Origin of the sequence: Clavibacter sepedonicus, assembly GCF_000069225.1 — a bacterium.
GTDB lineage: Bacteria > Actinomycetota > Actinomycetes > Actinomycetales > Microbacteriaceae > Clavibacter > Clavibacter sepedonicus.
Genome location: NC_010407.1, coordinates 2,910,660 through 2,924,466 on the forward strand (window position 1 = coordinate 2,910,660; position 13,807 = coordinate 2,924,466).

11 protein-coding genes are annotated in these 13,807 nt (G+C 72.7%); 5 read left to right on the top strand and 6 right to left on the bottom strand.

Annotated elements, in window-relative coordinates:
* The first annotated feature begins 17 nt into the window (after positions 1–17).
* The 4 genes from CMS_RS13635 to CMS_RS13650 all read left to right on the top strand — a co-directional run bounded on the left by CMS_RS13635 (position 18) and on the right by CMS_RS13650 (position 4,975).
* Positions 18–716 (top strand): metal-dependent transcriptional regulator, encoded by a 699-nt coding sequence (locus CMS_RS13635; protein WP_012039156.1) that lies wholly within the window; start codon positions 18–20, stop codon positions 714–716.
* A gap of 425 nt (positions 717–1,141) precedes the next feature.
* Positions 1,142–1,987, top strand: a complete 846-nt coding sequence (locus tag CMS_RS13640; protein ID WP_223842665.1) for a C40 family peptidase — start codon at positions 1,142–1,144, stop codon at positions 1,985–1,987.
* Positions 1,988–2,347: 360 nt separating this feature from the next.
* The gene (locus tag CMS_RS13645; RefSeq protein ID WP_012039154.1) at positions 2,348–2,845 is read left to right on the top strand and encodes an HNH endonuclease; all 498 of its coding nucleotides are present in this window, start codon (positions 2,348–2,350) and stop codon (positions 2,843–2,845) included.
* 33 nt (positions 2,846–2,878) lie between these two features.
* On the top strand, positions 2,879–4,975 hold the full coding sequence (locus CMS_RS13650; RefSeq protein WP_012300005.1) for a prolyl oligopeptidase family serine peptidase: 2,097 nt from the start codon (positions 2,879–2,881) through the stop codon (positions 4,973–4,975).
* A 19-nt stretch (positions 4,976–4,994) separates the two neighbouring features.
* Here the strand turns inward: CMS_RS13650 and CMS_RS13655 are convergent, their stop codons facing one another.
* The 4 genes from CMS_RS13655 to CMS_RS13670 form a co-directional block, all read right to left on the bottom strand.
* Complete coding sequence (locus CMS_RS13655; protein ID WP_012300006.1) at positions 4,995–5,759, bottom strand: AfsR/SARP family transcriptional regulator; 765 nt, start codon at positions 5,757–5,759, stop codon at positions 4,995–4,997.
* 248 nt (positions 5,760–6,007) lie between these two features.
* A complete protein-coding gene (locus tag CMS_RS17580; RefSeq protein WP_049791951.1) occupies positions 6,008–6,925 on the bottom strand; it encodes a hypothetical protein in 918 nt (305 codons plus the stop codon).
* 554 nt (positions 6,926–7,479) lie between these two features.
* Positions 7,480–7,830: a histone-like nucleoid-structuring protein Lsr2 gene (locus CMS_RS13665; RefSeq protein WP_012300007.1), complete on the bottom strand. Its 351-nt coding sequence runs from the start codon at positions 7,828–7,830 to the stop codon at positions 7,480–7,482.
* Positions 7,831–8,195: 365 nt separating this feature from the next.
* Complete coding sequence (locus tag CMS_RS13670; RefSeq protein WP_012300008.1) at positions 8,196–8,978, bottom strand: L-threonylcarbamoyladenylate synthase; 783 nt, start codon at positions 8,976–8,978, stop codon at positions 8,196–8,198.
* 210 nt (positions 8,979–9,188) lie between these two features.
* Between CMS_RS13670 and CMS_RS16265 the strand changes: the two genes are divergently transcribed.
* The gene (locus CMS_RS16265) at positions 9,189–10,796 is read left to right on the top strand and encodes a DUF4041 domain-containing protein (protein ID WP_012300009.1); all 1,608 of its coding nucleotides are present in this window, start codon (positions 9,189–9,191) and stop codon (positions 10,794–10,796) included.
* Positions 10,797–10,805: 9 nt separating this feature from the next.
* On the opposite strand, the gene CMS_RS13675 is transcribed toward CMS_RS16265, so the two are convergent.
* Both CMS_RS13675 and CMS_RS13680 read right to left on the bottom strand, forming a co-directional pair.
* Positions 10,806–11,993: a hydantoinase/oxoprolinase N-terminal domain-containing protein gene (locus tag CMS_RS13675; RefSeq protein WP_012300010.1), complete on the bottom strand. Its 1,188-nt coding sequence runs from the start codon at positions 11,991–11,993 to the stop codon at positions 10,806–10,808.
* Complete coding sequence (locus tag CMS_RS13680) at positions 11,990–13,345, bottom strand: purine-cytosine permease family protein (RefSeq protein WP_012300011.1); 1,356 nt, start codon at positions 13,343–13,345, stop codon at positions 11,990–11,992. The genes CMS_RS13675 and CMS_RS13680 overlap by 4 nt, the downstream gene beginning before the upstream one ends.
* Positions 13,346–13,807 lie beyond the last annotated feature (462 nt).

Genomic DNA, 13,807 nt, shown 5'->3' on the forward strand with positions numbered 1-13,807 from the left:
GGCGCAAGGGAGGCCCGATGACTGATCTCGTGGACACGACGGAGATGTACCTCCGCACCATCCTCGACCTCGAGGAGGAGGCCATCGTCCCCCTGCGGGCGCGCATCTCCGAGCGCCTCGGGCACTCGGGCCCCACCGTCTCGCAGACCGTGGCGCGCATGGAGCGCGACGGCCTCGTGATCGTCAGCGGTGACCGCCACCTGGAGCTCACCCCGGAGGGGCGCAGCAAGGCCGTCCACGTGATGCGCAAGCACCGCCTCGCCGAGCGCCTCCTCAGCGACGTGATCGGCCTCGAGTGGGAGTTCGTCCACGACGAGGCCTGCCGCTGGGAGCACGTGATGAGCGAGCAGGTGGAGCGGAAGATCCTCGACCTGCTCGGGCACCCCACCGAGTCGCCGTACGGCAACCCCATCCCCGGGCTCGACGAGCTGGGCGACTCGCCCGCCGTCGCGTTCATGGCCGGCGTCGTGAGCATCGTGGAGGCGTCGCTCGGCACGACCGAGGACGCTCCCGCGCGCGGGGTGATCCGCCGGCTGGGCGAGCCCGTGCAGTTCGACCCCGAGCTCCTCTCGCAGCTCAAGCAGGCCGGCGTGCTGCCGGGCGCGACCGGGTCCTTCTCCCGCGAGGGCGCCTACGTCCTGGTGCGGGTGGACGGCGCGGGGCCCGGGCTCGAGCTGCCGCTCGAGGTCGCGGGACACATCTTCATCGAGCGCTGAGGCCGGCGCCGAGGCCGACGCTGGCGCCGGGCTCCTCGACGTCGACGGTGGGCGGATCCCCAGGACCACCCCCGGACGGGGCACACGAGCGGGGCGCGCCGCGCTCACCGGGGGTTCTGTCCCGCATCCGTCGTGAGGATGACGTCCGCCGTTATGGATTCGTTAGAAATATGGTCCCTCAGGATGACAAACGGGTGCGCGTCCCTTACTCTCGAACAGGCCCGACCGACCACCACAGAGGTTCCGGGCCCGGTGCAGGGCGTCTCGACACCCGTCCCCTGCATGAGTAGCCCTCGACGACCTTGGAGGGACGGGGCGCCAGCATGTCCGGCGTCGAGACGCAGGAGGTTGACAACTTGGCCCATGGTGACATCAGCGGTTCCGTCGGGAACCCGTCCGACCCGACTCGACCGCCCGCACCCGGGATGGATCGTCTGCCCACCCGCCGCGAGCTCCGCGCCGCCGAGACCGCGAAGGCCGTCCGCCCGCGTCGCGACTCCGCGACCCGCACGCTGCAGGCCCCCGCACCGCGCCTGAGCCCGGCTCCGACGCCCGCAGGCCGCTCGCGCCGCACGAAGGCCGCCAACGCCGTCGTGATGACCTTCGTCACCGGCCTCGTCGGCGTCATGGCCATCCCGGCCTACGCCGCCGGGACCTCGCTCGAGCACACCTCCTCCGCCGAGGGCACCTCGCTGCAGGACTACACGGCCGCCAACGCGCAGGTCGTCACCGCCCACAACGCGTCGTCCGCCCCCGTCGAGGAGGAGGGCTTCACCGCCACCTCCGTCGCCGACCTCAACGCGCAGAAGGCCGCCGCCGCGCGCGCCGCCCTCGCCGAGCAGCGCCGCACGCAGCTCGCGTCCTCGGCCACGAGCTACACGGGCGCATCCGCCAACCAGCTCGCGCAGAACCCGATCTACCAGGGCACCTCGGCCAGCGGCGTCGCCGCCGTCGCTCGCCAATACATCGACGTCCCTTACGTCTTCGGCGGTGAGACCCCGGCCGGTTTCGACTGCTCGGGCCTCGTCAAGTACGTCTTCGCCCAGTTCGGCCTCAACCTGCCGCACTCCGTGCGGGCGCAGCACAACGCCGGCACCGTGGTGTCGCGCGAAGACGCCCGCCCCGGCGATATCGTGGTCTGGAACGACTTCAGCCACGACGGCATCTACACCGGCAACGGCATCTTCATCGACGCGCCCAAGCCGGGCGACCAGGTCAAGGAGCGCCCGATCTGGAGCACCAACGTGCACTTCGTCCGCCTCCTGGGCTGACGACCGGCACCAGCTCGACCCGAGAGGCCGGCGGCACGCATCCTGTGGGATGCGCCGCCGGCCTCTCGCATTCCCCGGGACAAACGAGGGGTGCTGGGCTACCCTGGCCGGTGAGACGTCCCTCGACCCGCCCGGGAGCCCCGATGACCACCGCACCTGACATCCGCACCATGGATGCGCACGTGCGCCACGGCCATCGGCACCATCCCCGGGTGGGCATCCACCTGGTCCACCCGAGCGGTCACCCGCTCTCCTAGAAGGCATCGCCGAGCACTCGGCGGTGCCTTCGCGTGTTCTGCGGGGGCGGGACGCCTCATTCGGATTCCTGGAAGCCGTCCAGGCCGGTCTGAGAGGGATGTCGTGCGCACACTGGTACTCAACGCGGGCTTCGAGCCGCTCGCCGTCGTGTCGTTCAAGCGGGCCCTGGTGCTCGTGCTGAGCGGCAAGGCCACCATGCTCGCCCAGGACGAGGAGCACCCGATCCTCGGGAACGGCGGCGCGTGGGGACGCCCGTCCGTGATCCTGCTCACGCGGTACGTGCGGATCCCGCACGCGCGCCGCGTGCCCGTCTCGCGCCGCGGGGTGCTGCGACGCGACGGGGGCCGGTGCGCGTACTGCGCCCGGAACGCGACCACCATCGACCACGTCCTCCCGCGCTCCCGCGGCGGCAAGGACACGTGGGAGAACCTCGTGGCCTGCTGCCTGTCGTGCAACAACCGCAAGAGCGACCGCACGCCCGAGGAGATGGGCTGGACGCTGCGCACGCCGCCGCGGGCGCCGCAGGGGAGCGGCTGGGTGGTCAGCGGGATGGAGCGGCCCGCGCCCGGATGGGACGAGTTCCTGGCGCCGGCGGCCTGATCGGGGCGGCCGGCCCCTCCGTAGGCTGAGGGGATGACCGCCGACGCTCGCGCATCCGACGCCCCCGACGACCCGTTCCTCTGGCTGGAGGAGATCCACGGCGACCGCGCTCTCGCGTGGGTCCGCGCCGAGAACGAGCGCACGCTCGGGCGGTCGCCGGAGGCATCCCGGGCCGGGCTCACGACCGAGCTGCTCGAGGTGCTCGAGTCCGACGAGCGGATCCCGTACGTGACCCGTCACGGGGAGCACCTCTACAACCTCTGGCGCGACGCCGAGCACGTCCAGGGGCTCTGGCGCCGCACGACGCTGGACGAGTACCAGGCGCCCGCGCCCGAGTGGGAGGTGCTGCTCGACCTGGACGCGCTGGGCGAGGCCGAGGGGATCCCCTGGCAGTTCTCCCGCGCGCAGCTGCTGTCGCCGGCGCGCGACCGGGCGCTCGTGTCGCTGTCGCCCGACGGCGGGGACGCGGTCGCGGTCCGCGAGCTCGACCTGACCACGGGGCGCTTCGTCGAGGGCGGCTTCGAGGTGCCGGTCGCGAAGACGATGGTGTCGTGGATCGACCGCGACACGGTCTTCGTCGGCACCGACTTCGGGCCGGGCAGCCTCACCGAGAGCTCGTACGCCCGGACCGCCCGCCGCTGGAGCCGCGGGCAGGCGCTGGCGGACGCGCCGGAGGTGCACGCGGTCGCACCCACCGACATGCTCGTGCACGTGACGCACGACCCCACGCCCGGATTCGAGCGCGACGTGGTGCGCGAGGTGCCCGACTTCTTCACGTCGCGCACGCTGCTGCTGACGGCCGCGGGCACGGTGTCGATCGAGGTGCCCGAGGACGTGGACGTCGACCTGCACCGCGAGTGGCTCGTGCTGCGACCGCGCACCGACATGGCGATGGGCGGCGTCGTGCACCCCGCGGGATCGCTGCTGGCGGCGCGCCTCGACGACTTCCTCGCCGGATCCCGTGAGCTCGCGGTGCTCTTCGCGCCGACCTCCTCGCGCAGCCTCGAGGACTGGGCCTGGACCGCGGGGCACCTCGTGCTGACGCTGCTCGAGGACGTGGCGAGCCGGATCCGCGTCCTGACCCCGCCGACCGCCGACGGATCGGGCGGCTGGCGCGAGGAGGACGTGCGCGTGGGGACGCCGTTCGCCTCCGTCTCCGTCGTCGCGACCGACCGCGACACCGACGAGTACTGGCTCGCCGTGACCGGGTTCCTCACGCCGCCGACGCTGCTGCACGGTGTGGTCGGCGAGGGCGCGCCACGACCCGTGAAGGAGCAGCCGGCCACGTTCGACGCCGAGGGGCTCGAGGTGCAGCAGCACTTCGCCGTCTCGGACGACGGCACGCGCTTGCCGTACTTCCAGGTGGGGCCGCGCGACCTGCCGCTCGACGGATCCGCGGCCACGCTGCTGTCCGGCTACGGCGGCTTCGAGAACAGCCTGCTGCCGTCGTACAGCGGCGTCAGGGGGCGCGGCTGGCTGGCGCGCGGCGGCGTGTACGTGCTTGCCAACATCCGCGGCGGCGGCGAGTACGGGCCGGCCTGGCACCGCGCTGCGCTGCGGAAGGACCGCCATCGCGCGTACGAGGACTTCGCGGCCGTCGCGCGCGACCTGGTGACCCGCGGCGTGACCGTGCCCGCTCGCCTCGGCTGCGAGGGCCGGAGCAACGGCGGGCTGCTGGTCGGCAACATGCTCACGACCTACCCGGAGCTGTTCGGCGCCGTGGTCTGCGGCGTGCCGCTGCTCGACATGCGGCGGTACACGCGGCTGTCGGCCGGGGCGTCGTGGATCGCCGAGTACGGGGACCCGGACGTGCCGTCCGACTGGGACTTCATCCGGACGTTCTCGCCGTACCACAACGTCCGCGCCGGGGTCGAGTACCCGCCGACGCTGGTCTACGCGGCCACGAGCGATGACCGCGTCGGCCCGGTGCAGGCCCGGAAGATGGTCGCGCTGCTGCACGAGACCGGGGTCGAGGACGCCTGGTACTACGAGAACACGGCGGGCGGCCACGGCGGATCCGCGGACAACCCCGCGACGGCGCGGCTGCAGTCGCTCATCCACGCGTTCCTCTGGGAGCGGCTCGGGGGCGTCGCGGCAGGCGGGTCGGTCGACGACGGCCGGGAGGCCTGACGGGCGGAGGTGCCGGCGGTCAGCCGTCGCGGCGGGCGGCGGGCCGGGCGCGCAGGCCGGACACGAGGTCGGTGAGCATCGCGGTCGGCTCCAGGCCCACCTCGCGGTCGAGGCGCGTGCGGTAGATCTCGTAGGCGCGGATGGCGTCGGACCGGTTGCCCGCGGCGACGTGCACGGCGATGAGGCAGCGCTGCGCGGTCTCGCGGAGCGGATCTACGTCGATCGCCCGACGTGCCGCCGCGGCCGCCTCGTGCAGGCGCGACCGGGCGAGGAGCGCCTGCGACTGGGCCTCGAGCGCGTTGACGCGCAGGTGCCGCCACTCCTCGGCCGCGGGCTCCAGCCAGGCGTCGAACCAGTCGGGCAGGAGGTCGGCGCTGAAGAGGGCGACCGCCGCAGGGGAGATGTCCGCGTCGTCCGGTTCCTCCTGCCTCGGCTCGAGCAGGCGGGCGGCCGTCGCGCGGGCGGTCCTGAGGTCGACGGCGACCGCGTCGTGCAGCACGAGCCCGCCGGGTGCCGAGCCGACGATCTCGCGACCCCCGTCGCCGAGGCGGGCGATGGCCGAGCGGAGGCTCGACGCGGCGCGGCCGTCCAGCGCATCGGGCCACAGCTGGCTGGCGAGGGTGCTCCGGTCTGCGGGGCGGGCGCGGATCGCGAGCGCGGCGATGAGCCGCCTGGTGCCGTCGGAGAGGGCGGCTCCGGCCGGATCGGGCCCGGTCGAGGCGGATGCCGCATCGGCGCCCAGGCCCGCGACGCGGAAGCCGCCGAGCACGTCGACGCGGATCACGACGGCGCTACGGCGTGAGCCGCGGGGCCGGCGGGAGGGCGGGCGGAGGCGGGTGGGAGGCGCGCCGGGCGGAAGGATCCGCCGTCGTCTCGCTCATGCATCCTGCACCCCCCATCGCGGCCACCGTATCCGTTGGGACGCGAAAGCCCACCATGGGAGTGCTTTTGGGGCTACGCGTGACGGAGAGCCCGACGACGCGTCGTCGGGCTCTTCGTCATGCGATCCGCTGGGCGGCTACCGCTGGGCGGCTACCGCTGGGCGGACCGGCGTCGGGCGTTCCATCCCATCCCGAGCGCACCCAGGACCAGGGCGGCGAGGCCCCAGCCGATGGTGGGCGTGGGGTCGTAGCCCGTCACCGGCAGCGATCCGCCGGGCGTCGTGCCGCCGGGGACGATCGGGGCCGCGGTGGTGCTGGTCGGTCGGGGCGTCCCGGCGGTCGGCGTGGGCGTGCCCGCGGTCGGGGTCGGCGTGCCGACCGTCGGCGTGGGCGTCGGGGCCGTGGCGGTGGGCGTCGGGACGGTCGGCGTCGGGGTCGGCGCGGTGGCAGTCGGCGTCCGGACCGTCGGGGTGGGCGTCGGCGCCGTCGGCGTCGGGGTCGGCGCGGTGGGCGTCGGGGTGGGCGCCGTGGGCGTGGGCGTCGGAGCCGTTGCGGTGGGCGTGGGGACCGTCGGGGTGGGCGTCGGTGCCGTGGGCGTCGGGGTCGGCGCGGTGGGCGTCGGCGTCGGGACCGTCGGGGTGGGGGTGGGCGCCGTCGGGGTGGGCGTCGGCACCGTGGGCGTCGGAGCGGGCGTGGTGGGCTCGACCGTGGGGGTCGCGGTGGGCGTCGCTGTCGCCGTCGGAGTCGGCGTCACGACCGCGGTGACGAAGTTGCTGATGTTCGTGGCGCAGGTGACGGTCGCGCCGCCGCCGCCGCCGCCGTTGCCGGAGCCGTTGCACTGCGTGACGTCGGCGCCCGTCGTGTCGGAGACGGGCGAGCAGGCGGTGCCGCCCGCGGCGCCGTCGGTCGCGGAGCCGATGCACTGGTTCACCGTGGCGGGCGTGGTTGTGCTCTCGCCGACGATGTTGTTGGTGATGTCGACGTTGCAGATGACATTGCTGCCGCCGCCGTTGGCGACGCCGTTGCACTGCTCGACGGCGGTGATGATGATCCCGTCGCGCTGCGACACGGTGGTGTTGCAGAGGGGGGGCCGCTCCCGCGGCGCCGGCGCATACGCGGGTGGTGACCGTCGAGGATCCCGTCTGCGAGGCGACGTTCAATTCGTTGACGACCGTCACGTCGCATTCGACCTGGTCGCCTCCGCCGTTCGGGGTGTCGTTGCACTGGGACGTGGTCGTGGGGGAGACGGCGGCGGATGCGGACTGCACCTGCCCGGTCATGCCGACGACGGCGACGAGCGCGATGAGCGCAGCTCCCGCGGAGGCGAGGACGCGCGCCCGGATGCGGCGTCCCGGACGGCGGGCGGGAATTGTGGTCTCGGGTGATGCGAGGTGTTTCGGCACGGTGCTCCTTCTTCCCGGCAAGCGTGCTCGCGCCCCCGCGACCGACCCGCGACACGGGCGTGACGCGCGCGTGACACCCGGCGCGCCGCGCGCCCCCCGCCCCGTTATTCCGGGGCTGCGTAATTCATTACGGGGCACCCGTGGGACGACGAAGAGGGCCGATCCGCTGGCGGATCGGCCCTCTTCGCACGTGCTGCGCGCGATGCGCGCGTCGTGTCGCCTACTTGTTGGCGCGGTACTCCTCGAGCAGGTCGGCGGAGATGCGGCCGCGCTCGGAGACCTTGTGGCCGTGCTCGCGCAGCCACTCGCGGGCGGCACCGAGGTCCTCCTTGGGGGCGCTGGAGGAGGAGCGGCGCGTGCCGGTCGAACGGCCGGTGGATGCACGGCCGACGCGGCGGGCGCGGTCGACGTACGTGTCGAGCGCCTCGCGGAGCTTCGCGGCGTTGGCGTCGCTGAGATCGATCTCGTAATTCACGCCGTCGAGCGCGAACGGGACGGTCTCGCCCTTTCCCTCTTCGATGACGACGCCGTCGATGTCGTCGACGAGCGTGGTGACAACCTTGCGAGCCACGTCTGTTCCTCTCATTGCAGATGATGCATCAGATGATGCGACGGGGGCCACGATACCTGTTCCGTCCGCAAAATCCGACATCGTCCGTGAATCGGCGACGGAATTGTCCGACAATCCACGGGCAGGTCGTCTCCTGATACGTCCGCGCGCCCTCATCGCGCGCATTCCGTCTCGTCCGACGGGTGTCGGCGGCGCTGTTTCCGGAGCGTGCGGGCGACCACGGTCGGCATATCGCGACGGAATGCGGCGCCGTCTCCTCACCTAAGGAATTGGAGGGGCGCACCACGGATCAAGGCGCGCACATGCGGGAGGGCCCGCGGAGACGTGCTCCGCGGGCCCCCCCTCGGGTGCTGATCCGGACGGGATCAGTAGTACTCGCCGTGGCGGTAGTCCCACGACGGGAACGACCGGGCGAGCGCCGACATGATGACGTCCACCGCGAGACCGCGGCGGATGAGCGTCGGGTTCGGGGTGACCGAGCGCTCGCCGCGCTGCTCGGGGATGAGCGCGCCGGACGCGTCGACCATGGACACCATGACTCCCTGCTCGTGGCGGCTCGTCTCGTCGAGGCCCGGCTGGATGGAGGCGACGTAGTCGTCTGCCGCCACGATGACGTCGGCCTGCTGCTCGATGCGCTCCCCGATGCCCTCGACGCGCCCGCGGTTGCCCTTGCCCGACGGGTTGGCGGAGCTCGCGAACGACAGGCGGCCGCTCGCCCACAGGCGCTCGGCGAGCTGCTCGGCGGGGCGGCCGAAGCGGATCACGAAGCAGCTCGTGCCGCGGCGGTCCATCGCGAGCTCGCCCGCGACCTCGTCGGGGATGAGGTGCTTCGCGTCCTCGCGCCACGGGAGGATGCAGCCGAGGAGCACGTCGGCGTCCCAGTGCTCCTGGTAGAAGGCGAGGATCTCGTCGTTCAGCACCGCGAGCTGCTCCAGCTGCTCGATGCTCGTGCAGAGCACCACGCCCGGCTTGTCGCGGTTGCGCTGCTTGGCGTCGAACTTGCGCTCGAGGCCGACGCCGTCGGTCGTCATGAGGATGTAGCCGACCTTCGTGGCGGCGACCACGAGGCCGCCTGGCGCCTCGAGGGCCTGGGCCGCGCGCTCGTCGAGCGTGCCATCCCAGGGGATCATGCGGGTGGTGTCGGTCATGTGGGCGTGCCTCTCGTGCGTGTCGTGGTGGATCCGCCGGGGCGCACCTGCGTCGGGCCGGGGTGCGCCTGGCCGCGCGTGCGGCGGGAGAGCGGTGGTCTCGACGGTAGGCGCGGTGGCCGGGCGGAGCGGGCGAGCGTCCACATGGGGCGCGGTCGTCGCCTCGAACGGGGGCTCCTGGCAGCGGGGGCGGCTGCCTAGCCTGAGGGGATGAGCGCTGCCGCCGGCTGGTACGACGACCAGGATCCCCGCTACGTCCGCTGGTGGGACGGCGCGCAGTGGACCGAGCACGTGCAGCCGAAGCCCGAGGTCACCCCGACGGAGCCGGAGCCGGTGCCGGTCGCGCCCGCCGCGCCGCCCGTCGACCGCCTCTCGAAGCGCGAGGCCCGGGAGCGCGCGGCGGCCGCTGAGGCGCACATCGCCCAGCTGGAGGACCTGGTCCGGCGGCACGGCATGCGCGAGTACGCCGAGGTGGACGACTACCGCCAGCGTGCCGAGGCGGAGGCCGAGGCCGCCCGGCGGACCGGTGCCGAGGCCGCGTCCGCGCTGGTCGCGGCGGCGCGCGAGGAGCGCGATCGGATGCTGGCGGAGGCCGGGGCCGAGCGCCGACGGGCGGAGGCCGATGCGGGAGCGGTGCGCGACCGTGCCGAGGCGGACGCCCGAGCGGCGCGCCTGCGGGCCGAGGCCGAACTCCACGCCGTGGACGAGGCCGTGCACGAGCGGATCGAGACCCGTCGCGCCCTCGACGCCGAGCTCGCAGCGGCCCGCGCCGAGCTCGTCGACGTGACCACGACGGCGGAGCTGCAGGGCGTCGGCCTGTTCGACTACGACCATCCGGCGGAGTCCTCAGCCGAGCTCGCGTCGCGCCTGGAGGCGCTGCGGTACACGATCAAGAACGCGGTCCGGGACAAGCGGGCCGTGACCGCCACGTCCGGGTTCACGTTCAACGGGTCCGAGGCGCAGGGGCGGCGGTTCGTGAGTGACATGTCGAAGGTGCTGCTGCGCGCCTACAACGCCGAGGCGGAGAACGCCGTGAAGGCGACGAAGGCGGGCAACCTGCACGTCGCGCAGAACCGGCTGACCAAGGCGGCGGAGCAGATCGCCCGGAGCGGCACGATGATCGACCTGCGCATCGAGGACGGGTACCACGAGCTGCGTCTCGAGGAGCTGCAGCTCGCGAGCGCGCACCTGCGCGTGCTGCAGGCCGAGAAGGAGATGGAGCGCGAGCGCCGGGCGGAGCTCCGCGAGCAGGCGAAGGCGTCCGCCGAGCTGCAGGCCGAGCACGACCGCCTCGACAAGGAGCGCGCCCACTACGCCGCGACCCTGGCGGCGCTGGAGAACAAGGGCGACCTCGAGGGCGCGGCGCGCATGCGGGACCGGATCGAGGACGTCGACCGCGCGCTCGTGGAGGTGGACTACCGGGCGGCGAACGTGCGCGCCGGATACGTCTACGTGATCTCCAACGTCGGGGCGTTCGGGGAGCGCATGGTGAAGATCGGCATGACCCGGCGGCTCGAGCCGATGGACCGGGTGGTCGAGCTCGGCGACGCGTCCGTGCCGTTCCGCTTCGACGTCCACGCGCTGTTCTTCGCCGACGACGCGGTGGGTGTCGAGGCCATGTTGCACCGGACCTTCGCGGACCACCGCGTGAACCGGATCAACCTCCGACGCGAGTTCTTCTACGTCACGCCCGACGAGGTGCTCGACGCCCTGAAGGCGCACGCGGTGGAGATCGTCGAGTTCGCCCTGCACCCGGCGGCCGAGGAGTATCGCGCCAGCCGCGCGCTCGACGGGGCGGAGGCTGTGCCGGCCTCCTGACGCCCGGCCCTACGCGCCCGCCGCCAGCACCGTGCGGCAGGCGAGGTGCAGGGCGAGGCGCGTCTTTGCGTCCTGGAGGTCGACCTGCAGGATGCGCTGCACGCGCTGGATCCGCTCGGCCACCGCCGCGACCGCGATGTCCGTGGTCGTGAGGGTGTCGCCGCCGAAGACGAGGGCGCGGCGGCCGAGCTCGTAGCCGACCGAGTCGGGGCCGACCAGGTCGCCGTCGCCGCGCACCAGGGATCCGCCGCCGATGCCGATGGAGAGCACGTCCGGCATGCGGAAGTTCGTGCGGACGCCGGCCACGCTGATCTCCGCAGTGGCCTCCCGCGGGAACCCGCCGGCGAGCACGCCCACGTCGCTCGTGGTGCCGCCGATGTCGACGACCGCGCACGTGCCGAGTCCGGAGAGCAGGGCGGCGCCGCGCATCGAATTGGTGGGGCCGCTGGCGAAGGTCGCGACCGGGTAGCGGCGCGCGAAGTCCACGCCCATGAGCGTGCCGTCGTTCTGTGACAGGTAGAGGGGAGCGGTGATCCCGTGCCCACGCACCGCGCGCTCGAGCCCGCCCACGATCTGGTCGGCCAGCTCGCGCAGCGGCGCATTGATGATCGTCGCGTTCTCGCGCTCCAGCAGGCCGATGCGGCCGATCTCGTGCGAGAGCGAGATCGCGACGTCCGGCCCCAGCTCGGCGGCGAGCACCGCGGCCGCCTCCACCTCGAACTCGCTGTTCACGGGCGCGAAGACGCTGGAGATCGCCACGGACCGGAGCCTGCGCGCGGCGATGTCGGCCGCGTGCCGCTTGAGCTCGTCGTGGTCGAGCGGCGCGATGACCCGCCCGTCGAACTCGTGGCCGCCGTGCGCGAGGTAGCCCGTGCCGCGCACCGCGGCCACGAGCTCCTCGGGCCAGTCGACGAAGGGCGGCAGCGAGGCGGTGGCCGGCAGCGCGAGCCGCACGGCCGCCGTGGGTGCCAGCCGCCTGGCCTCGACGAGCGCGTTGATGAAGTGGGTCGTGCCGATCATGACCGCGTCGATGCCAGCGGGATCGAACGGGTGCTGCCGGTCGAGCTCCGCGAGCGCGCCGACGATGCCGCTCGTCACGTCCTGCGTGGTCGAGGACTTGATGCCGACGACCACGCGGTCGCCGTCCATGAGCACGGCGTCCGTGTTGGTGCCGCCGACGTCGATGCCGATCCTCATCGGGTCGCCACCTTCCCCGCGGTCGCCGCATCCGGCGCCGCGACGCCGGGGGCGGGCTGCGCCACCGCCTCGGTGCACACCTCCCCGACGCCGCGGATCAACCCGGCCTTGCCGAGCACCGCGTAGAGCACGAAGGCCGTGATGACGGCGTTGAGGCTGCCGAGGCCGAAGGTGGCGAAGTAGCCGACGAGCGCCGAGACGACCCAGATCGCGAGGCTCACGGGGACCCAGCGCGGTGCGCTGGCCGGCAGCGCGCCGTTCTCGCGCGACGCGTCGAGCGCCGGCCGCCAGTTCTTCACGACGAAGTACTCGGCGATCATGATCCCCACGATGGGCGGGAACGCCACGCCCAGCAGGGTGAGGAACGCGGTGAACTGCCCGAGGATCCCGGCCGCCGCGAGCACGCCGACCACGACCGTGACGAGCGCCCGGTTCACGCGCCGCCCGAACACCGTGTCGATGAAGTTCACGATCCCGAGGCCCGACGAGTAGAGGTTCCAGTCGTTGATCTTGATGGTGCCCAGCAGGATCACGAGCACGCCCACCCAGCCGACCGACGACAGGATGATGGCCGACACGTCGGCCGTGCGCACAGCGTGCGCGAGCAGCACGCCGGACAGGCCCGTGAGGTACTCGCCGACCGTGATGCTCACGATCGTCTGCTTCACGACGTCCGCGGCCGACCGGTTGTAGCGCGTCTGGTCGGGCGAGATGAGCGCGCCGACGATGAATCCGCCGGCCACGATCGACGCGCCCGCGATGATCGACATCTGCGGCCCCGGAGCCGACTGCGTCACGAGCTCCGAGATGTCGTGCTTCTGCAGCTCGATGACGACGGCCCAGCCGACCAGCAGCAGGAAGAGGGGCACGGCGACGTTCGCGACCCACTGCATCCCGTGGAAGCCGAGCATCACGACCGCGGTGATGATGAGGCCGAACGCGAGCGACCAGGCCCACACCGGGAGCCACGGCATGATCGAGTTGAGGCCCGACGCGGAGACGCCCGACTGGATCCCGAACCAGCCGATGAGGCTGATGCCGACGGCCAGGCCGATGAGCGCCGACCCGTTGTGCCCGAAGCCCGTCCAGCGCGACAGCACCGAGGTGTTGAGACCCTCGCGCATCCCGATGAGACCGGTGAAGATGCAGACGACCTCGAGGATCACGGCGCCGATGGTGATCGCCCAGAAGGCGTCCCAGAAGCTCATGCTGAAGCCGAGCGTGGCGGCGACGACGAAGGCGCTCAGCGCCGAGAGCTGGCCGACCCGCTGCGTGGCGATCGGGAACCAGTGGTAGCGCGCCTCCTGCGGGACCCGCGCGAGTGCGTAGTCGTCGGGTGCGGTGGATGCCATGGAGTCTCCTCGGGTGTGGCGACGGGGTGCCACAGCGTAGGGATCCGCACGCCGAGGGCGCCATGTGCAGAGTGCCGTGTCGGGGGTGTGAAGCGGGGCGGTGTGCTGATTGAGGGGGGGGCAGGGGCGAGGTCGCCGTTGAGGGCGGGCAACCTGTGCAATGTGTGCTTTTCGCACGGCTGTTCTTCGGCATCCTGCTACGCGAGCAGGGCAGCGGTGTCCGCAGGCGGGAGGAATTGGCAGATGAACAGTGGCAGGCGGACGAGAGCGCGCTTGGTTGCGGGCGCCGTCGTCACGACGATCAGCGTGACGGCTTCGGCGGCCCTGATGGCGACTCCGACCCCTCATGCGACCGGTGCGGCGCGGTCGCACCTTTGTCCCATCGACGACGACTGCGCTTCTCGGCACCAGCACCAAGGCGGTCAGTGCGTCCCGAGCGACGTCTGATGCTCAGGACGATCA